The organism is Streptomyces sp. NPDC020845, from assembly GCF_044334165.1.
Classification (GTDB): domain Bacteria; phylum Actinomycetota; class Actinomycetes; order Streptomycetales; family Streptomycetaceae; genus Streptomyces.
On sequence record NZ_JBIRSJ010000001.1, the window covers coordinates 191,771 to 212,579 of the forward strand.

The window sequence follows — 20,809 nt, forward strand, 5'->3', positions numbered from 1 at the left end:
CAACCGGCCGTGCGTCAGGAGACGATGTCCTTGCGGCTGAACCCGCGGAAGGCCAACGCGAGCAGCACCACGGCGTATGCGACGGACACCGATACGCCCTGCACCATGCCGCTCCACTCCGCATGCGGCTGGAGCGCGTCGAGCCAGGCGAACTGCCAGTGCGCGGGCAGGAAGTCGCGCCAGGAGCCGAGCGCGGTGACCGCGTCCAGGACATTGCCCACGATGGTCAGCCCGACCGCCCCGCCGACCGCGCCCAGCGGGGCGTCGGTGACGGTGGAGAGCCAGAACGCCAGCGCGGCGGTGACCAGTTGGGACAGGAAGATATACGCGACCACGACGGCGAGCCGGCCCAGCGCCTCACCCGTGGCCAGCGACCCGCCTGTGGGGAGCCGCAGCGGCTCCCAGCCATACGCCACCGTCCCCACCACCAACGCCACCAGCGGCAGCAGCACGATCGCGGCCGCGCTGAACCCCAGCGCCACGGCGAGCTTGCTCAGCAGCAGCCGGGTCCTGGGCACGGGCGCGGCCAGCAGATAGCGCAGCGAGGACCAGTTGGCCTCGGCCGCGACGGTGTCCCCGCAGAACAGCGCCACTGGCACGACCAGCAGGAAGGCGGCCGAGACAAACAGCGCCGTCGCGGTGAAGTTGGCCCCGGAAGCCGTCGCGGTGACCATGAGGGTGGTCCGGTTCTCGCGCCCTTCCGGGGTGCCGCCCAGCGCGAAGGCCGCGACGAGTACGAGCGGCAGCGCGGCCAGCACCGTGGCCATCACCATGGTCCGGCGCCGGCGCAACTGCCGGACCGCCTCGACCCGCAGGGGCAGGGTACGGCCCGGCCGGTGGCCGGGCGCCGCCTCCATCACAGAACCCCCTCCCTCCCGCTCAGTCCTGGCGCGATTCCACGCGTGGGCTTCCTTCGTCACTGCTCGCTCCTCCGTCGCTGCGCGGCTCCTCAGTCCAGCCCACGCAGCGCGCCAAGACACGCTCATGAGGCCCCTCCGATCAGGGTCAAGAACGCGTCCTCCAGGCGCCGGTTGGGCCCGAAGCTGGTCACCGGGATCTCCAGCCGCATCAGCTCCGTGAGCAGCTGCGCGGGGCCGGTGCCGTCGAGCCGCACCAGCAGACCGTCGCTGGTACGCGCGGCGGAGGCGACTCCCGGCAGCGCGCCCACCTTCTCCACCAGGGCGTCGCTCAACTCGCCCTCGTGGCCGACCAGCAGACTGCTTCCGGTGCCGGCGATCTCCTCGACCGGGCCCGCCTCGACGAGCCGGCCGCGGTCCATGACCACCAGATGGGTGCAGGACTGCTCGACCTCCGCGAGCAGATGGCTGGAGACGATCACGGTGCGGCCGACCGCCGCGTACCGGATCATCACCTCGCGCATCTCGCGGATCTGCGGCGGGTCGAGTCCGTTGGTCGGCTCGTCCAGGATCAGCAGATCCGGCAGGCCCAGCATGGCCTGGGCGATGGCCAGCCGCTGGCGCATGCCCTGGGAGTACGTGCGCACCGCGCGCTCCAGCGCGTCGCCGAGCCCCGCGATCTCCAGCGCCTCGTCCAGATGGGCGTCCTTGGATGGGCGGCCGGTGGCCCGCCAGTACAGCTCCAGGTTGGCCCGGCCGGTCAGATGCGGCAGAAAACCTGCCCCTTCGACGAAGGCGCCCACGCGGGACAGCACCGAGGCGCCGGGCCTGATGGCGTGTCCGAACACGCGGATCTCACCGCTGTCGGGGGCGATCAGCCCCATCAGCATCCGCAACGTGGTGGTCTTGCCCGCGCCATTGGGCCCGAGCAGCCCGAGGACCTGTCCCTTCTCCACGGTGAACGAGAGGTCCTTGACCGCGTACCGGTCGACCGACTTCGCGTACCGCTTGCTCAGCCCCGTGATCCGCAGCGGCACCTCGGCCAGCTCGGGGTCGGGCGCCGGGGCGGCCGTGCGCCGCCTGCCGGTCAGCAGCAGGGCCGCCGCCACCACGGCGGCCACCAGCGGCAGCCCCCACACCCACCAGGGCAGCGGGGCGGACTGGGTACGTACGTCCGGCGCGGTGGGGACCGTCAGACCCCCGTCCGCGAGGGAGACGGTGTATGTGGCGGGCTCGGCCGGCGAGGCGTAGCCGAGGTCGGTCGCGGCCAGCACCAGCCGCAGCCGGTGGCCCGGCTCCACCTCGTGGTCGACGGCGGGCAGCCGCAGTTCGACGGTCCGGCCCCGCTCGGCGCCGGTGACCCGCACGGGGGAGACCAGCTGTGAGGGCAGCACCTGCCTCCCGTCGGGCCCCACGTCGTACACCTTCGCGAACAGCACCGCGTCGGGCGCGTCCGCCTTCACCCGCACCTTGACCGTGGGCGAGCCGGTGATGCGCAGCGATTGGCGCAGCGGAGCCGAGTCGAAACGGGCGTACTGCCCAGGGAAGTCGAGGGAGACCCCGACGCCCAGGGAGGAGGCTTGGGAGAGCCCCGCGATACCGGGCACCGAGGAGACGCCCGACGGCCCGCCGCCGGGCGGGTTGGCGAACGACTGCTCGCCGCCGCTCAGCCGTACGCTCCGCCCGTGGCCGGTGAGCCCCGGATAGCTGTCGCCCGTCGCACCGCGCAGCAGGGCGGCACCGTCGGTGGAGTCGAACCCGCCGGTGCGGGTGATCCGGAAGGCCGGCCCGGTGTCGGTGCCCTTGTCGCCCTTGAGATAGCGGTCGAACCACGCCCGGGTACGGGACGTGATGCGCTTGGTCTCCAGGTCGCCCCCGTCGTGTCCGCCCGCGAGCCAGTCGACGGCGACCGGCGCCCCGTTGGCCTTGATGGCCTTGGCCATCGCGTCCGACTGGTCGAGCGGGAAGAGCGAGTCGGTCTGGCCCTGGAGGATCAGCGTCGGGACCTTGATCCGGTCGGCCACGGCGGACGGGCTGCGCGCCTCCAGCATCTTGCGGGCGGCGTCGTCCGGCTTGCCGGACACGGCGACCCGCTCGTACATCGCGCACAGCCGCGCCTCGAACCGGCCGCAGCCCTGGCCGCTCCGGTCCTTCTGGCCTCCTTGATTCCTCCGCCGGTCTCCCTGGTTTTCCTGGTCTGCCTGGTTCTCCTGGCCTCCGGGCGCCTGGCCGGCGGTGGGGTCCGCCGAGCCGGTGGTGAAGAAGATGCCTGTCCACAGGCTCTTGAAGACACCCTTGGGGAAGAGCGAGTCGGCCAGGTTCCAGTAGGTGATGGCCGGGGCGATGGCGTCGACGCGGCGGTCGTACCCGGCGGCGAGCAGCGAGGCCGCCCCGCCGTACGAGGCGCCCGCCACCCCCACCCGGGGATCGCCGGCCGCGTCGAGCCGTACCTCGGGCCGCTTGGCCAGCCAGTCGATCAGCCGCCGGACATCGGCCACCTCATGGGCCGGGTCGTTCAGCCCGATCTTGCCCGTGGACGAGCCGAAGCCGCGCGCCGACCAGGTCAGTACGGCGTATCCGTCGCGGGCCAGCTCCTCGGCCTGTGACCGCAGATCCTCCTTGCTGCCCCCGAAGCCATGGGCGAGCAGCACCGCGGGCCTGCGGCCGGAGCCCGCGGTGAAGTACGAGGTGTCGATGCGGGCACCCGGCATGTCCAGCACCCGGTCCTCGCGGTGGACGGAGGGGCGACCATCGGACGCAGCGGCGACGGCCGCCCAGGTGCCCGCGCCCGCGAGCACGGCGACCGCGGCTGCCGCCGACACCACCAGCCGTCGGCCGCGCAGCCGGGCTCTTCGCAGAATCATGTCTGCACCCTAAGCGGGCCTCGGGGACAGGGCCGCTGACACCGGGTGGATTCCGGGCCCCTCCCCGGGGAGTAGCCTGCCCGTTTCGGGTACGCCTCCCGCGGTACGGGGCGATGCCCCGGCGGACGCTGTGAAAGTGGTCTGCGGGACCCGCCGGCCACCCCGTTCAAACCGGCTGTGGCCAGGGGCTTTTGTCGGTGCCCGGCAGTAGAATGGAGGGGTCAAGAACAAGGGTCCCCGACCTCCTTTGGAGGAAGCCGATGGCCGCTGCCGCCACACCTCTTCCGGACCTGCCGAGCTATGCGACCCTCCCGACAAAACGAGTGCCCGCCGGACGTCCGCGCGAGTGGTACGAGACCCACCACCGCCGGCTGAAGGCCATGCGCCTGGCCATCGCCCTGCTCAACTCCGGGGTGTACCGCCCCGAGCAGGCGCCCAACCGCAAGATACGCACCACCGCCGCCCGGATCGGGGTGCGCCCGCCCTCCAACACCACCTGCCGCATGGTGCGGTCCCTCATCCGCTACGAGCAGCGCTGACGCCGCGCCCGCCGCGCCGTCGTCTTCGTCTTTGTCTTCGGCTCCACGACGCGGCGGGCCCGCTCGGTTGAGGCTGTTCAGGTCCTGTCAGTCGCGCCGGGCGACCACCCGGTAGGCGTTGGACAGATGGCGCCGGCCGGCCAGCGGTCTGATCAGGAAGTGGTCCAGCGCGGCGGTCACCAGCAGGGCGGGGACGCCCGCGAGCACGATCGCCGTGCGCAGCAGCCGCCGGGCCCGCCCCGGCGGCTGCGCCAGCCAGGGCTGGTCCTCGGGCGGGGCGACGGCGTTCAGCAGCAGCCACACCGCGCCGAGCAGATCGACCGGGTCGTGCGGCCCGGCGTGCTCCTCGGCGACGACGGTGAAGCCGAGCCCGGACAGCTCCTTGCGCAGATTGGCCACGGGCACGAAGTGGAGGTGCTGCGGCTGAAGCCACGGCAGCCACCAGCGGCCCAGCAGCCGGGAGAAGCGGCTCTCCGCATCCGGCACATCGATCAGCAGATGTCCGCCCGGGCGCAGTGCGCGCCGCGCCGCGCGCAGCTCGCCGCGGGGGTCCGTACTGTGCTCCAGATAGTGGAACATGCTCACCACGTCGTACCCGTCGGCCAGTTCCGTCACCCGCTCGACGAAGCCGCCCCGGATGCCCCGCGTCACCCGGCCCGCCCGCTCGGCCAGCTCCACTCCGGCGCTCAGATCAAGACCGTCGAAGAGGGTGCCGGGGAAGACCGCGCGGGCCGCCTCGCAGAAATGGCCGTGGCCGGTGCCGACGTCCAGCCAGTTCCCCGGGGTCTCGGCGAAGGGCCGCAGCGACTCCGCGCGCCTGACGTACGTCTTCCGGCGCCCGGCGAAGAGACCGCCCATGTCCTTCTCGCCCAGGCCGTCGTAGAAGTCCCGGTAGTAGAACTCCAGGCCCTCGCCGCTCAGCCGCGGATTCTGGAACACATGGCCGCAGTCCCGGCACCGATCCAGCCGGAAGCCGCCCGGTTTGTACTGGAAGAGGTCGGTGGTGCGCAGCCGTTCCTCCAGTTGGGCCGAGCCGCACCACGGGCAGTCGGCCCGGCGCGGTTCGAAGAACCGGTCGGTGCCGCGCGCGAGATCGTCCGCGTAGCGCGGGCGCAGCGCGGCGACGGCCGCGGCGCGGTCGCCCTTCTTCGGGGCTCGGTTCGTTTCCGGTGCGCTCAAGCCGGTGTCGACAGGTTCGCGCCCCTTCGGCTCTCCCTCAGCTACCGCCGGACGTTGCTCCTGGCCGGGGCCGGGGCTGGGCGCGGTGGGTGGTTCGACGCCGCTGGTCATCTCTCCTCCAATGAGGGCTGCGAAGGTGGCCGGGTGGCGGCCCGCGCTGCCAGCCGTTCGAGGTGGCCGGCGGCCGCGGCGGCGCCGCCGGCCGCGCGGAAGGACGCCCCGATGCGCTCGGCCGCCGCCCGATGCCCCGGCTCGTACAGCACGGCGTCCAGGGCCTCGCCAAGACCGGCCGCCGTGACCCGGCCGAACCGCACCCGTACGCCCGCCCCCGCGGCCACCACCTGCCCGGCGACCACGGGCTGGTCGTCGCGGATGGGGGCCACGACCAGCGGTACGCCGTGCCACAGCGCCTCGCACACGGTGTTGTGCCCGGCGTGGCACACGACGGCCGCGACCCGCGCCAGCAGCGGCAGCTGTGGGACCCCGCGCACCACCAGTACATCGTCGTCCAGCGGCGCGCCGGACGCGGTGTCCAGCGCGCCCGCGAGGTCGACGAGCACCGTCTGGACGCGGCCGGCGCGGGCGCGCGCGGCTTCCCGGCAGACGCCGAGGAAGCGCGCTCCGGCGTCGGCGTTGACGGTGCCCAAGGTGACCAGGACGGCCGGGCGCGCCGGGTCGAGCCAATGCCAGGGGAAGTCGGGCGCGGCGGGGCGGGTGGCGATGGACGGGCCCACGAAACGGATCCGCTCCGCGGCCCGCACGGGCCGGCCCGCCAGCTCCTCGGTGGTGAACGCCAGCACCAGATGCGGTGAGAAGCGGGGATCCGCCGTCCCGGCCGGATCACCGATCCGGGCGCGCAACCCCTCCAGCAGCCCCTCCAGCCAGGCGCCGATCCGCGGCATGCCGTCCAGCGCCCCGGTGAACTCCGCCGAGGTGGTGGCCGAGGTGGCCCACCGTACGCCCAGCCGCTCGGCGACCAGACCACCGGCGACGGCCTGCTGGTCGGCGACCACCACATCCGGCCGGAACTCCTCGACCGCAGCCCGCACCCCCGGGGCCATCGCCTCCGCGAGCGGCACCAAAAAGCGCTCCCACAGGAACTTGAATGCGCCAGGGCCCCGCGCGTCCGCGGGGCGTACGGCGCTGATGTCGCCCTCGCCGAGCGCGGGCACCGCGCAGCGGAAGACCGCCGCCCCGTCCCCGGCCAGCCGCCCCACCACCTCCGGCGTCCCGGCCCAGGCCACCCGGTGGCCGCGGGCGGCGAGTTCGGCCCCGACGCCGAGGGTGGGGTTGATGTGTCCGACGAGCGGCGGCACGACGAACAGGAAGCGGCGTCCGGAGGCGGCGACGCCCCTCATAAGGCCGCCTCCGCTTCGGCGAAGACCGCCGCCGGAGGCAGCCCACCCGGATCGCCGATCCAGCCCAGGACATGGCGGAGCACCAGGGCGGGCACCTCGACGAGGACCGAGTGCTCATGGCCCGGCACGACAACCGTCCGGCTCCACGGCAGCAGCGACTCCAGCCACGGCGCCTGGGCGGCCATGTCCGAATCGGCGCCGTAGAGGGCGAGAACCGGACTGCGTACGGAGCGGATCCGGCCCTCGCCCAGCACCGCGCTCGACGGTATGTCCTGGGCGATGGTGGTGGTGCGCACCAGCCGGGCCGCCGATTTGGCCAGCCGGGCGGTGTGCCCGCCGTGGTGGGCGTCGATCCAGGCCAGGGCGTCGGCCTCGTGCTCCGACAGCTGGGACGCGGTGTAGCCGAGGAGCTTTTCGAGCTTCGCCGCCCACGCGGGGGTGGCCGGTTCGGACTCGATCAGCGAGAGACCGGCCACCCGCTCCGGGTGCCGGACCGCGTACTGGAACGCGACCGTCCCGCCGAAGCAGTTGCCGACCAGGTGCACCGGGCCGCGGATGCCCAGCCGGTCGAGCAGCCGCTCCAGGTCCCCGACGAAGGCGTCCAGCCGGTAGCCGTGTGCCGGGCGTTCGCTGCGCCCGTGGCCCCGCTGGTCGTACATGACCACGTCGACCCCGGCCGCGGCGAGCCCGGGGCCCACGGTGAAGTAGTAGGCGGCCAGGCTGTCGGTGAGCAGGCCGTGCAGCAGCACGGCGGTGGGGGTCGCGGGCCCGGCCCGGCCGGGGCCGAGCCGCTGCACATGGAGCCTGACGCCGTCCGGTCCGCCGGTGTGGACCATGGCCATCGGTCAGCTCCCCCCGGCGGCCTTCAGACAGCCCACGACGTACTCGACGAGGCGCCCCACGGTGAGGTCGATGATCTCGTCGAGCTCCAGCCCGGCCACGAACTCGGCGAAGTTGACGTGCCGTCCGTACCGGGCCTGCAGTATTCCCGCCAGGGTGACCAGGTCGATGCTCTCCAGCTCCAGGTCCTCCATGAACCGGCTGTCCGCGGCGATCTCGATGTCGTCGAGGCCGTACTCGTCGAGCATCTTCCGGAGCATTCCGGCGATGTCCGCGAGGACGGTCTCCTCGTCGTCCGCCACGGGCGCTGCGGCGGTCTGCTTGGCGGTACTCACTCTGCCTCCTTGTTCGCCCCGCCGCGGCGGCGGCTCATGTCGCTGTCGCCCACGCGGCGCGGGTGCGGGTTTCGTCGCCATCTGCGGTCGGCGGCCGCGCGTGCTCCGCCAGCTACCGCTGGGAGGTGCCCCCTGCTCACGGTTCGGTCTCCTCACTCGTCGTCCGCCGGGCCGGTGGTCCAGGCCACGACGTAGTCCCTGCTGGGCAACCCGGGAGGGTTGGCCGTACGCATGCTGTGCACCCGGTAGCGGCGCGGCCGCCCGGCGACCGTGGTCACTTGGAGCAGCCGCCCGTGGCTCTCGTCCCCGACACCCCCGACACCCCCGACACCCCCAACACCCCCGACTCCCCCAACACCCCCGATGCCCTCGACGCCCTCGGCTTTGGCGACCGCCTCTTTCGCCGCGCGGAGGGCCGCGGTTTCCTGTGCGGCGGTGTCCAGTCCGGTGATCTCCTCGATATGGATGCCGGGGCCCGGCCCGGAGTCCTCGCGGTCGCGGTCCGGCGCCCGCGGCACCACCAGGGCCACCCCGGCCTCGGCCCGGCTCGCCAGTGCGAGGTCCAGCCCGGGCAGCGTCCGGCCGTGCACCCCGAGGACGTACGGGCGGCCGCGCGCGTCCTCGCACACCTGGATCTCGGCCGGGAAGACCGGCCCCTCCCCACGCGCCCAAAGCCACTGCCGCACCGCGTCCTTGGCCGCGATCCGGCCCAGCAGCCACTGCCGCCGGCCGCGCGGGGCCCGCCGCTCGTACGTCCTGCGCTCGGCGCCGGCCAGGTGGTTGCGCATGATCAGGTCGCGCGACGCCAGATCGGGCCAGCGCTCGTGCAGCAGTGCCCAGCCGCCGGGCTGCGGCTGGGAGAGCGCGTTGAGTTCGGGGAAGCGCTCGACCGGCCGGGTGCTCGGATGGTTGTCGAAACGGCGGTCCTGCCAGCCGTCGATCTGGGCCCACACCTGCCCGTCGATGAGCAACTGGACATTCGCCTCGAGCGTGGTGTCGGTCAGCGAGCCGACCCTGATCACACACTCCACCGTGGTGCCGGGGAGCGGATGCGGTCCGAAGAGGCGGATGTGCCGCATGCCGACGGGGAAGACCACGGTCCGTTCGGTGCGGGTGGCCATGAGCCAGTAGCCGAGCAGCTGGCCGACATTGTCCAGCAGGGCGCCGGGCGCGGCCGGCGTGGTGATCGTGCCGCGCACCCGCGCCGCGCCGATCGCGGTGATCTCGCTGACTCCCTGGAACGCCGGGCCGTGGAACATCCAGCGCCTGCTGTACAGCTCGGCCGCGGTATGGGCGGGGGCCTCCTCGGCGGCCGGGTCGGCGGGCCAGGGGGCGGGGCGCGGGTTCGGGAAGCGGGGCGCGAGCTCCACCGTGCCCTGGGCGCTGCGGCCGAAGTCCACGGCCAGTCGGTCCGGGCCGTCGGGCGACGGCGTCACGGTGATGGGCACCTCGGCGGGCGGCGCGGCGGTCACCCACCGGCCGAACCGCGCACCGTGCACCGCGACCGCCCGCCGCCCGGGGGCCGTCCGCTCCGCCGCGTCCATGAGGTGCCCGACGATCGTGGTCGCCGGAACGACCGGCCACCGGTCCGACTCGTCGGGCCAGCCGGGCCGTTGCCGGAAGAAGCAGTGGTCGCGCAGGTACGGCATGGTGTCCGTGGACACCCGCAGCACGGTGCGCCAGGTCGTCGGCGCGGGTGCGGCGGCCTTGGGGGCTGACGGGACTGGCGGGACTGGCGGGACGTACGGGGCCGACGGTCCGCCCGCGCGGTCCGCGACGGTGATCAGCTCGGCCGCGGCACCGGCCGTCTCGCGCAGCAGCGCGCCGAGTTCCGCGGCCACCGGAAACCGCCCCGCCACCGCGTCCAGCGCGGACACGGCGTCGGCCCGGAGGGCGGGAACGTCGGCGCTGGGGGAGGCGGCGGCGCCGGATGCCAACGCGTGGCGCAGCGCGGGGAGGTGGCGCTCGTCCAGGGAGATCAGCGCGCCGCCGAGATCGAGCCGTACCGGCTTCGGCGAGACAGCGGATGGCACGGTGGCGGGGCGCGGCAGGGACGGGTCCACCCGGGCCCCGTCCACCCACAGGGCGGTGGCCACCCGGCGCAGCTGGGCGACGCCGTCGCGGTGCGGCGAGTCGGCGGCCACCGCGAGATGTTCCGCCCCCTGGAGCGTGTCACCGATGAGCGAGGCCAGCTGCCCCGGGCCGACCTGCACAAACGCCCGGAAGCCCGCCTCGTACAGCGCCTTCGTCAACAGCCGGAAACGGACCGGCTCGAGCAGATGGCGTACGAACAGCTCCCGTACCCCGGCCGCGTCGGGCGGATACGGCGCCGCGGTCGTCCCCGACCAGATGGGCACGCGCGGCGGAAACAGCTCGAACCGCTCCGCGGCGGCTCTGATCGGCCCCAGGTACGGCGCCAGCATCGGGGTGTGGAAGCCCGACTGGAACGGAAGGACGTGCCCGATCACCCCCTCGGCACGCAACTGCCGTACGAACGCCTCGACGTCGGCCCGCGGCCCGCACACCATCGACTGGTTCGGCGCGTTGTCGTGGGAGAGTACGACCCGACCGTCCGCGCCCTCCGCGAGCGCGGCCAGCACCCGCTCGGCGGGGGCGCCCAGTACGCCGAACGCCAGCCCGGGCACGCGCAGCGCGTCGGGGTCGAACGAGCCGAGGAATTCGTCGACCGCGGCGCCGGAGTACAGCCCGGCCGACACCATCGCGGTCCATTCGCCGACGCTGTGCCCGGCCACCGCGTCCGGCACCACCCCCATCCGCCGCATCGCGCGGTCCAGCAGACGGCCGACGGCGAAGACGCCGACACCGTGGCGGCCGATGTCACCGACCGGGGCGCGTCCGTCGGCCGCCCCGACGGTGGCGGGGGAGAGCCCGAAATACTCGGCGACGCCGTCCACGCGCGGCGCGAACTCGGCCTCCAGGCCGGGGAAGACGAAGACCACCCGGCCCGGCTTGCCCGCCGCGCGCTCGCTCAGCAGCGGATCGGGCGTGAACCACACGTCGTTGCGCCCACGCCACGAGGCCTTCTTCGCCACCACGCGCCGCGCCAGCGCCAGCCGCTTGGCGGTCGGCCCGACGATGCCGAGCTTGACCCGGCCCGAGGCGGGGACGGTGGCGGTGGCCCGCAGCGCCGCGTCATCCTCCTCCGCCAGCCACGCGGCCAGCCGCTCCGGCGTCTCGGCCGCCACCGCGAGTACCCGCTCCGCCTCGGTGACCTGGGCCCTGGGCCTGGTGGATGTGGTGGGTGGAGCCGCGCCGTCGGTGGCGTCGGGCACCCGGGCACCCGGCCTGCCGGCCATCACCGGGGAGCTGGCGGGGCATTCGGCCGGCGGTGTGGTGTCGGGCCTGCGTGGCCCGGCGTGTGGTGCGGCCCCCGGTGCAGTACCCCCCGGCGTGGTGCCAGGGGCGGCTGCCACAGGCTGCTGAAGAGCCGTGCTGTCGGCCGCCGGGCCGGCCGTGGCGGCGGGCGCGTCGACACCCGGCTCCGTGGGCACCGCCGAGGCCGTCGTCCGGGGCCTCGGGGGCGACGGGGGCCGAACGGCCGCCAACGGCGGCTGTTCCAGCACCACATGCGCGTTGATCCCGCCGAACCCGAACGCGTTCACCGCCGCGCGGCGCACCCCCGCGCCGCGCCCCGTCTCCCACGGCTCCGCCGTGGCGATCGGGCGGAAGCGGGTCGCGGCCAGGGCCGGGTGCGGGTCGTCGCAGTGCAGGGTGGGCGGCAGCAGGCCGTGGTGGATCGCGAGGGCAGCCTTGATCAGGCCCGCCACCCCGGCCGCCGGCATGGTGTGGCCGATCATCGACTTCACCGACCCGATCACGGCGCGGTCGGCGCCGTCGCCGGTCGCGGCGCCGAAGGCCTCCGTCACCGTGGCCAGTTCCGCCGTGTCACCCGCGGGCGTCGCGGTGCCGTGCGCTTCCAGCAGCCCGAGCGAGCCGGGCTCGCGCGGATCAAGCCCGGCCGTACGCCACGCCTGTCGCACGGCCCGCGTCTGGCCGCCCGGGTCCGGGTTGACCAGGCCCGCGGCGCGGCCGTCGCCGGCCACGCCGGTGCCCCTGATGACGGCGTACACCCGGTCGCCGTCCCGCCGCGCGTCGGCCAGCCGTTTGAGAACCACGACGCCGGTGCCCTCGCCGATCAGGATTCCGTCGGCCTCGCGGTGGAAGGGGCGGATGCGCTCGCTCGGTGAGAGCGCGCGCAGCTGCGCGAAGACGCTCCACAGGGTGATGTCGTGGCAGTGGTGCACCCCGCCCGCCAGCACCGCGTCGCACCGGCCGGAGGCCAGCTCGGCCCCTGCCTGGTCGATGGCGACGAGCGAGGACGCGCAGGCGGCGTCCACGGTGTACGCGGGGCCGCGCAGATCGAGCCGGTTGGCCACCCGCGAGGCGGCGAGGTTGGGCACCAGGCCGATGGCCGACTCGGGGCGGTCGGGGCCCAGGCGCTCGGTGAACGCGGCCCGGACTCGCTCCAACTGGTCGGCGCCGAGGCCGGGCAGCAGCTCGCCGAGCGTGCGTACGAGCTGGTGGGCGGTGCGTACCCGCTGGTCGAGGCGGACCAGACCGGGCGTGAGATAGCCGCCGCGGCCCAGCACCACCCCGACCCGCCCCCGGTCGGGCAGCCGCTCCTCGCCGCCCGCGTCGGCGACGGCCGCGGCCGCGACATGCAGGGCGATCAGCTGGTCGGGCTCGGTGCCCGGGACGGAGGCGGGCATGATCCCGAAACGGGTGACCTCCAGCTCGGCCAGCCCGTCGACGAATCCGCCACGGCGGCAGTACACCCGGTCGGCGGCGGTGGCCGAGCCGGGCCCGTTTCCGGGGTCCCCGGGGACCCCGGGGGTTCTGGGGGTTCTGGGGGCGTAGAACTCGGCGTCCCACCGCTGCGCCGGGACCTCGGTGATCGCGTCCACGCCGGTCACCAGGTTGCGCCAGTACGTCCCCAGGTCCGGCGCCCCGGGCAGCAGCACGGCCATCCCGACGATCGCCACCGGGGGTCTGCGGCCGCCGCCTTCGTCGTCGTACGCCACGGTCACCAGCTCGACGCCGTATAGACGACGGCCCGGTCGGACTCCTCGCCCCAGGCGAGCTCGCGCAGCAGCGCCAGCGCCCCTTCCTCCGGGTCGATGAGCTCGACGCCACGCCTCGCGTATTCGCGCGCGAGCGCGGGGCTGACCATCCCGGTGTGCCCGCCCGTGGGTGCCCAGGGCCCCCAATGGACCGTCAGCGCCCGGCGGCCGGTGCGGGCCGCCCACCGCGCGCCGAGGGTCTCCAGCGCGTCGTTGGCCGCCGCGTAGTCGGCCTGGCCGCGGTTGCCGAGGACGGCGGAGACGCTGCCGAAGAGCACCGCGAACAACGGCCCTCCAGGGCTGCCGCCCGGTCCGCCGGGCAGCTCCTCCAGCGCGTCCAGGAGCGAGCGCGCGCCGCCCGCCTTCGTGTCGAAGACCCGCTGGAAGGACTCGGCGGACTTCTCCTCGATCAGCCGGTCCTCGATCACCCCTGCCGCGTAGACGACGCCATCCAGTCGGCCGTGGTCGGCGTGGATCTCCTTGACGGCCTGGCGCACCGCGTCGGGGTCACGGAAGTCGACCGACCGGTAGCGCGCTTGGGCCCCGAGTTCGGTCAGCTCCCGCAGTGTGGCGGCCACTTCACGTCGCGCCAGAATCCCGGCCGCCTCCCGCTGGATCTCGGCGGGTCTCCGGCCGCCGCCCGCGGCGAGCGCCGTGCGCAGGGCGGCCTCGTCCCGGGCCCCGGCGGTGGCCGGGTCCTCGGGCCCGGCGGGTACGGGGGTGCGGCCGAGCAGTTCGATACGGCAGCGGGTGGCGGCCGCGAGGGCCGCCGCACACCGTGCGGTGATCCCTCGCGCCCCGCCGACCAGCACGACCACCGAATCGCGGTCGAGGCCGATGGCCGCGGCCTCCGCCGCCCCGTCCCCGGCGGGCCCCGCGCCCGAGGCGCCGAGAACGCCCAAGCCGCTCTCCACGAGCTCCAGCCCGTGCCGACCGTTGGCGGTGCGCAGCACGACGGGTGGGTGGTCCGGGGCGAACACCTCCGCAAGCAGCGCGTCGGCGACGGCGGTGGCGGGCGCGTCGGCGGGGAGGTCGACGACGGTGGCCACCGTCCGCGGGTACTCCCGGGCGACGCTGCGGAACAGGCCGTGCAGCCCGGCCGTCCCGACGTCGAGCGGGTCCGCCCGCCGCGCGGCCAACAGCCACCTCGGCCCGCGGGCCAGGGCCGCCCGCAGTACAGGGAACGCCGCGGGCAGTACGGGTGCGCCGGAGGTGGCCGACGGCTGGAGCAGGATCACCCCGTCAGGGGGTACCTCCCAGCGGTGGCCGGGGGACGGACCGTCGCCCTGGCCGAGAAGGTGCCCGCCCGCCAGGGCCACGGCCTCGGCGCCGCACCCCCGCAGCCGTTCCGCGACGGCCCCGGCCAGGGGCTCGTCATCGCCCAGCAGCACAAACCGCCTGCCGGACAGGGCGGTCGAGGGCTCGCCGAGCGCCGCGCCCCCGGCGAGCGGCACGGACCGCAGCAGCATCCGCTTCGGCGCCACGCCCCTGACGGCGGGGCTGCTGGGGAGTGGCCCGCGTGCCACGGGCTCGGGGCCGCGCGCGGGCTCTGGGCCGGTGGTGACCTCTGGGCCGGTGGTGGCCTCTGGGCCGGTGGTGGCGGGGCCGTTCGGCGGTGGCGCGCCTGCCGGGGACTCGATGGCTTCCTCAGGACCGGTGGCCGTCGGGCCGCTGTCGTCGTGTGGACCGGCGCCCCCGGGCCCGGCGGTGGCCTGTGGCCCGGGCCCCACGGCCGTGGCGATGCCGTTCGGCCCGGCGTCGGTATGGTCGGTCGCCGCCGCGTCGTCCGTCAGCCGAGGGGTGAGCCAGGCGGTGACCGCGGCGGTGGTACGGGCCTTCGTCAGCTCTTCGAGCTCTTCGTCCGCGAGCGCCGCCGCGCCGCTGCCGCCCGTGCCGCCCACGCCCAGGCGGGCCGCCAACTCGCCCGCGATCTCGGCCCGTTTGATCGAGTCGATGCTCAGATCCGCCTCGAGGTCGAGGTCCGGCTCGATCATGTCGACCGGGTATCCGGTGCGCTCGCTGATGATCTGCGCGACCATACGGGCCACGTCCGCCTCGGTGACCGCCACCGGCTCCACGGCTGCTGCCGCCCCGGCAGGCGTCGGCATGGTCAGTGGTGTCGGCATGGGCGTCGGCGTCGGCCCGCTCAGGGGCTGTGGCGGGAGGGCCGCTGCCGCCTCCACCGCTCCGGCCACCCCCGGTACCGCGGGCGCGACGGGACTGGTGGGCCTGGCCCCCGGCGTGGCCCCGAGATGGGTGAGGAGCACATCGCGCTGGGCCGCCACCATCTCCCGGCTGGTTCTCAGGAACTCCAGGATCAGCGCGTCCCGGTCCGTCTGGCTCACCGTCGCCTCCTCGACACGTCGGGCCGGCGCCAGCGCGCCGGGCAGGAGTTCGCCCGCGGCGGTACGGACCAGCTGCCCGTCCACCGTCCAGCCGGGTTGTTTCGGCGCCGCCGCGCGGCCGGCGTCCACGGCGTCGCGGCCGCGGAACATCCAGCCGGTACGCACCGGCAGCCCGGCGACGGCCAGTTGAGCCAGAGTGTCGAGAAAGCCGTACAGCCCGCGCGGACCGGCACTGACCCCGCCCCCGACCCCGCCACCGACTCCGACGCCGACTCCGACGGCGTTTACGGCCTGTGCGCCGACGCGCCGCCCCTCGAAGGCGATGGCGCGGTGCGGACGGTCGCCGAGGATTTCCCCCACCAGCCGGGTGAGCACGGTGCCGGGCCCCGCCTCGACGAAGATCCTGGCCCCCGCCTCGTACATGGCCTCGATCTGCTCGACGAAGCGGACCGGCGCGCCGATCTGGGCCGCCAGCTCCGCGCGTATGGCGTCGGGCTCGCTGCCGTGTGGGGTGGCGGTGCGGTTCGCCCAGACCGGGTACTCGGGCGGATGAATCGGCTGTCGGGCCAGGGACTTGGCGAACCGTTCGCCGGCCGTGGCCACCAGCGGGCTGTGAAAGGCGCAGGCCACCGCGAGCCGCTTCACCGGATATCCGGCCTCCCGCAGCAGTCCGACCGCGGTGTCCACCTCCTGCCGCGGCCCCGAGATCGCGGTCTGGCGCGGTGCGTTGTGGTTGGCGGCCACCACCTGGCCGACGAGGCCGCCGTGGCGCAGGACGCGCTCGACGTCCTCGCGGCTCGCGGTCACCGCCGCCATGGCGCCCGGCTCGGGGCCCGCGGCCTGCGCCGCGTCCAGGATCGCGGACGCCCGCTCGGCGCTCAGCTCCAACAGCGCGGACGGGTCGAGCGCGCCCGCCGCGCAGAGCGCGACCAACTCGCCATAGCTGTGCCCGGCGGCCATGTCGGGGCGGACTCCGGCCGTCACGAGCAGCGAGTGCGCGGCCAGGCCGACGACGCCGAGCGCCGGCTGGGCCACCCGGGTGTCGGTGACCCTGGCCCGCTGGGCGGCCCGTCCCGGCTCGTCGAAAGCGGCCGGTGGATGGAGGGCGGAGGCGTGGGATCCGGCGAGCCGCGCGTGGCCGTGGAGTTCGGGGAAGGCGACGAACAGGTCGGCGAACATACCGGGCCGCTGGCTGCCTTGTCCTGGGAAGAGAAAGGCGACCTTGCCGGCGCCGAGACCGGGGCCTCGCCCCGCGCCGTCGTCGGCGGATGTGCCACCACCGCTCTCCGCGATGGCGCGACCGGCCGGGTCGCCACCGCCGTCCGGATCGGCTGGCCTCTCGGGACCGGTCGTACCCTCCGTACCGGTCCGCCTCGCCAGACCGGCCGAGTCCGCCGCCCCGGCCAGATAGATCCCCGCGGCCGGGTCGTGTTCCCCCGCCAGCACCCGCCGCAGCAGTGCCGCCGGCTCGCCGGGCCCGTCCGGGGCGGTGGCCACCACGGCGGCCCACACCGGGCCCTGACCGGCGTCGGAGCGGGTGGCGGCGGCGAGGGCGAGGTCGCGCAGCCGCCACGAGGACCCCGCCGCCTCGTTGGCCTCGGCGAGCGCCAGCGTCTCCTCGACGGCGCGGAAGGCCGCCGCCCGGTCCGTGCCGCGGAAGGTGAACAGCTCGGCGGGCCAGGCGTCCAGGGCGTGGGCCGGGGGTGGACCGGCGTCGTGGGCGGACAGGACGACGTGGAAGTTGGTGCCGCCGAAGCCGAAGGCGCTGAGCCCGGCGATCCGCTCGGCGGGCGGGGCCACCCAGGGTGCGGCCTCGGTGTGGAAGGCGAAGGGGCTGCTCGTCGCGTCCCAGGAGGCGTTGGGGCGGCGCAGGTGTGAGGTGGGCGGCTTGACGCCGGTGTACAGGGCCAGCGCGGTCTTGACCAGACCGGCCAGGCCCGCGGCGCATTTCGTATGCCCGATCTGCGACTTGACGGAGCCCAGCGCGCAGCCGCCGGCCGTGGCCCCGGCCGCGGTGAACACCTCGGTGAGGATGGACAGCTCGGTGCGGTCGCCGACGACCGTGCCGGTGCCGTGGGCCTCGACGAGACCGACGTCAGCGGGGGAGATCCGGGCGTTGCGGTAGGCGCGCTCCAGCGCGGCCCGCTGGCCCTCGGGCCGGGGCGCGGTGAGCCCGAGCGACCGCCCGTCGCTGGAGCTGCCCACGCCCTTGATCACGCCGTAGACGCGGTCGCCGTCGCGTTCGGCGTCCGCCAGCCGCTTGAGCACCACGCAGGCGACGCCCTCGCCGAGCGCGATGCCGTCCGCCGAGGCGTCGAAGGTGCGCGAGCGGCCCGTCGGGGACAGCGCGTGCACGGAGGAGAAGAGCATGTAGTCGTTGATGCCGTTGTGCAGGTCGGCGCCGCCGCACAGTACGAGATCGCTGGTGCCGCTGACCAGTTCCTTGCAGGCCATGTCGACGGCGGCCAGGGAGGAGGCGCAGGCCGCGTCCACCGTGTAGTTGGCACCGCCGAGGTCGAGCCGGTTGGCGATCCGCCCGGCGATGACATTGGCGAGCATGCCGGGGAAGGAGTCCTCGGTCAGCTCGGGCAGCTGTTCCGCCAGCCCCTCGGGCACCGTGCCGAAGTAGGAGGGGAGTACCGCGCGCAGCGTCTGGGCGCTGGACAGATCGCTGCCTGCTTCGGCGCCGAAGACGACCGACGTACGGGAGCGGTCGAAGGCCCGGCCACCCGAGCTCCCGGGGCCGCCCCGCTCCTCACCGGGCGCCGCCTGGTATCCGGCGTGCTCCAGGGCGCGCCGCGCCGCCTCCAGCGCCAGCAGCTGTACCGGCTCGATGCTGCCCAGGGACGCCGGCGGGATGCCGTAGCGCAAGGGGTCGAAGGGGATCGGGGGCAGGAAGCCGCCCCACTTGGAGGCGGTGGCGCCAGGGGACGCCGAGGCATTGGCGGACGCCGTGGCGTCGTGAGCCTCGTCGGGGGAGTAGTGGACGGCGGGGTCCCAGCGCTCGACGGGCACTTCGGTCACGGCGTCGACGCCGCCGACCACATGGGCCCAGAACGTGGCGAGATCGGGGGCGCGCGGAAACATGCACGCCATCCCGACCACGGCCACGTCCAGCGGCGCCGGGGCCTCCCGCTCCGCCCGCCCGGGCAGGGCCACGCCCAGGCGCTCGCGCAGGGCGGCCGCCGCACGGCGGAAGAAGTCCGCGGCGGCCGGGGCAACGGAATGGTGCAGGGCGGCGACGGTGGTGGTGGCCGAGCGCAACACCGCCACGTCACCCGCCATGAACATGCCATCCTGATATTGGCGCTCCTCGCCGACCGCCACCAACCCGCCGCCCGGGCCGCGTTCGACACCCTTGCCCGCGATCCGCAGCCGACCGACGTTGAGCCGTTCCAGCCGCTCCCACACCTGCCGCTCCGGGACGTCCTCCCCGCGCAGTCGCTCCTTGACGGCGCCGAACTCCTCGGTGAACGGGCTGGGGACGCAGCGGGTGGCGTGCCCCGGAGCGGTCTCCAGCAGCGCGGTGCGCCGCGCGGCCACCACCTGGCGCTGGAACAGCGGCTGGACGGCGCCGTGGGCGACCGCCTCCTCGGTGAAGAGATACGCGGTCCCCATCAGCAGGCCGACCAGGACACCGCGCCGGGTCAGCGGGGCGGCGAGGGCGGCGACCATCGCCGCGGACCGCTCGTCGTGGACGCCGCCCGCGAAGAAGACCTCGATCGGGGCCGCCGCCCCATTCCGCCCAGCCCCGCCACCACCCGTCCCACCCGCACCCGCCCCGCCCCGGCCCTCCCCGTCCAGGAAGTCCTCGATCACCGCGATCTGGGCCTCCCACAGCGGAAAGCTGTGGCGCGGGCCGACGTGTCCGCCGCACTCGGAGCCCTCGAACACGAACCGACGGGCGCCGGACCGCAGGAACTGCCCCAGCAGCCCCGGCGAAGGGACGTGCAGAAAGGTGGCGATCCCGGCCTTCTCCAGCGCCTCGGCCTGGGCGGGCCGTCCACCCGCGATGATCGCGTGGCTGGGGCGGATCTCCCGTACGGCCTCGAGCTGGGCCTGTCTGATCTCCTCGGCAGCGAAGCCGAGCACCCCCACCCCCCACGGCCGCCCCTCCAGTGCGGCCGCCGCCTCCACCAGCATGGCGCGGGCCTGTTCGCGTCCGGCGAGGGCGAGCGCGAGGAACGGCAGGGCGCCCTCGGCGGCGACCGCGGAGGCGAATCCGGCCCGGTCGCTGACCCGGGTCATCGGCCCCTGCGCCACCGGCAGCCGGGTGCCGAGCGCGACACTCATCGGGGAGCCCGGGCGCAGCGCGGCGGTGGCGCGGTCGTCCCGTACGGCATCCCGTACGGCTTCGGCCACGGCGCGTACGGCCCGGCCGACATCGCCGTACCGCTCGGCGAAGCGCGCCGCCAGAAAGCCGTCCTGACCGACGGGCAGCGGCCGGGCGCGCGCATCGCGCACCCGGCGGCGCAGCACCCGGCGGCCGTCGACCACTGCGGTCTCCGAGCCGTCCAGCGAGCGGAGCACGGCTGCCGTCTCCTCGGACACCCCCGATTCGGCGAGCAGCGCCAGTTGGGTGTCCAGCACGACGCCCGCCGCACCGCCGACGACCGCCGCGGCGGCCGTGTGGAGGCCGATCCCGCCACAGGCCCACACGGGTACGGACACCCGCGGCTCGGCGAGCAACTGCTGAAGGAGTACGAAGGTGCCGAGCGCCCCGACCCGGCCGCCGCTCTCGCCACCCCGGGCGATCAGGCCGTGCGCTCCGGCCCGTACGGCATCCAGCGCCTCCTCCAGGTCGGTGACCTCGGCGAGGACGCGGTGGCGGCCCACGGCGTCGGCCACCGCCCAGGGGGAGTCCGGCGCGAGCACCACCGTGTCCGGACCCGCACCCGCGCCAACACCCCGGTCCTGGGGCCCCGTCAAGTCCGCGGGCGCCAGTCGGCAGCCGGGGCCGATCCGCACCCCGTACCGGCCGTCGGGCGCCCAGTCCCGAAGCCGCTCCAGCGCCTCCCGGGACCGCCGGTCCCCGGTCCCCAGGTCCAGGATTCCGAGCCCTCCGGCGCGGCTGACCGCGGCGGCGAGCCTGGCGTCCGGCCGCCCGAAGGGAGTGATGCCGAGGACGAGGTCGCCGAGCCGGTCAGCAGATCTCATGGCGTCTCCGAAAGAATCGGCAGAGCGGTGGGGGTAAAGGGAGATCATTCCCGGCACGTGGACCCGAAGGTACGGCTTCGGAATTCCGCCCGGGGCGGCGCGAGGCATGAAATTAGACGACGGACCTGATGGAACGTCAAGAGCGAAGCGCCCGCCGGGGCGGTGATCACGCCGAATCGGCCGATGTGGGCGAATGGTTCGCTCGCGACAAACAAGGGCAGAATCCCCATCCGTGCGTCAATCATCGATTTCCA

At 74.8% G+C, this 20,809-nt stretch carries 9 protein-coding genes; 1 reads left to right on the forward strand and 8 read right to left on the reverse strand.

From position 1 onward, the window contains the following. Positions 1-14: 14 nt before the first annotated feature. Entirely contained in the window at positions 15-857 is an 843-nt protein-coding gene (locus ACH4U7_RS00720; RefSeq protein WP_398525868.1) for an ABC transporter permease, read from the reverse strand. Between the two features lie 125 nt (positions 858-982). Further along, a complete protein-coding gene (locus ACH4U7_RS00725) occupies positions 983-3,721 on the reverse strand; it encodes a CocE/NonD family hydrolase (RefSeq protein WP_398525869.1) in 2,739 nt (912 codons plus the stop codon). Between the two features lie 260 nt (positions 3,722-3,981). On the opposite strand from ACH4U7_RS00725, the gene ACH4U7_RS00730 reads away from it, so the two are divergent. Beyond that, entirely contained in the window at positions 3,982-4,260 is a 279-nt protein-coding gene (locus tag ACH4U7_RS00730) for a hypothetical protein (protein ID WP_089505484.1), read from the forward strand. An 87-nt stretch (positions 4,261-4,347) separates the two neighbouring features. On the opposite strand, the gene ACH4U7_RS00735 is transcribed toward ACH4U7_RS00730, so the two are convergent. The 6 genes from ACH4U7_RS00735 to ACH4U7_RS00760 all read right to left on the reverse strand — a co-directional run bounded on the left by ACH4U7_RS00735 (position 4,348) and on the right by ACH4U7_RS00760 (position 20,555). Continuing rightward, on the reverse strand, positions 4,348-5,550 hold the full coding sequence (locus ACH4U7_RS00735) for a class I SAM-dependent methyltransferase (RefSeq protein WP_398525870.1): 1,203 nt from the start codon (positions 5,548-5,550) through the stop codon (positions 4,348-4,350). Further along, positions 5,547-6,797: a glycosyltransferase gene (locus ACH4U7_RS00740; RefSeq protein WP_398525871.1), complete on the reverse strand. Its 1,251-nt coding sequence runs from the start codon at positions 6,795-6,797 to the stop codon at positions 5,547-5,549. Before ACH4U7_RS00740 ends, ACH4U7_RS00735 begins: the two co-directional genes overlap by 4 nt. Next, on the reverse strand, positions 6,794-7,639 hold the full coding sequence (locus ACH4U7_RS00745) for an alpha/beta fold hydrolase (RefSeq protein ID WP_398525872.1): 846 nt from the start codon (positions 7,637-7,639) through the stop codon (positions 6,794-6,796). The genes ACH4U7_RS00740 and ACH4U7_RS00745 overlap by 4 nt, the downstream gene beginning before the upstream one ends. A 3-nt stretch (positions 7,640-7,642) precedes the next feature. Continuing rightward, positions 7,643-7,972 carry an acyl carrier protein gene (locus tag ACH4U7_RS00750; protein WP_179284970.1) on the reverse strand — a complete coding sequence of 110 codons (330 nt, stop codon included), beginning with the start codon at positions 7,970-7,972 and terminating at the stop codon, positions 7,643-7,645. 152 nt (positions 7,973-8,124) lie between these two features. Then, positions 8,125-13,020 carry a beta-ketoacyl synthase N-terminal-like domain-containing protein gene (locus ACH4U7_RS00755; protein ID WP_398525873.1) on the reverse strand — a complete coding sequence of 1,632 codons (4,896 nt, stop codon included), beginning with the start codon at positions 13,018-13,020 and terminating at the stop codon, positions 8,125-8,127. Then, positions 13,017-20,555 carry an SDR family NAD(P)-dependent oxidoreductase gene (locus ACH4U7_RS00760; RefSeq protein WP_398525874.1) on the reverse strand — a complete coding sequence of 2,513 codons (7,539 nt, stop codon included), beginning with the start codon at positions 20,553-20,555 and terminating at the stop codon, positions 13,017-13,019. The genes ACH4U7_RS00755 and ACH4U7_RS00760 overlap by 4 nt, the downstream gene beginning before the upstream one ends. Positions 20,556-20,809 lie beyond the last annotated feature (254 nt).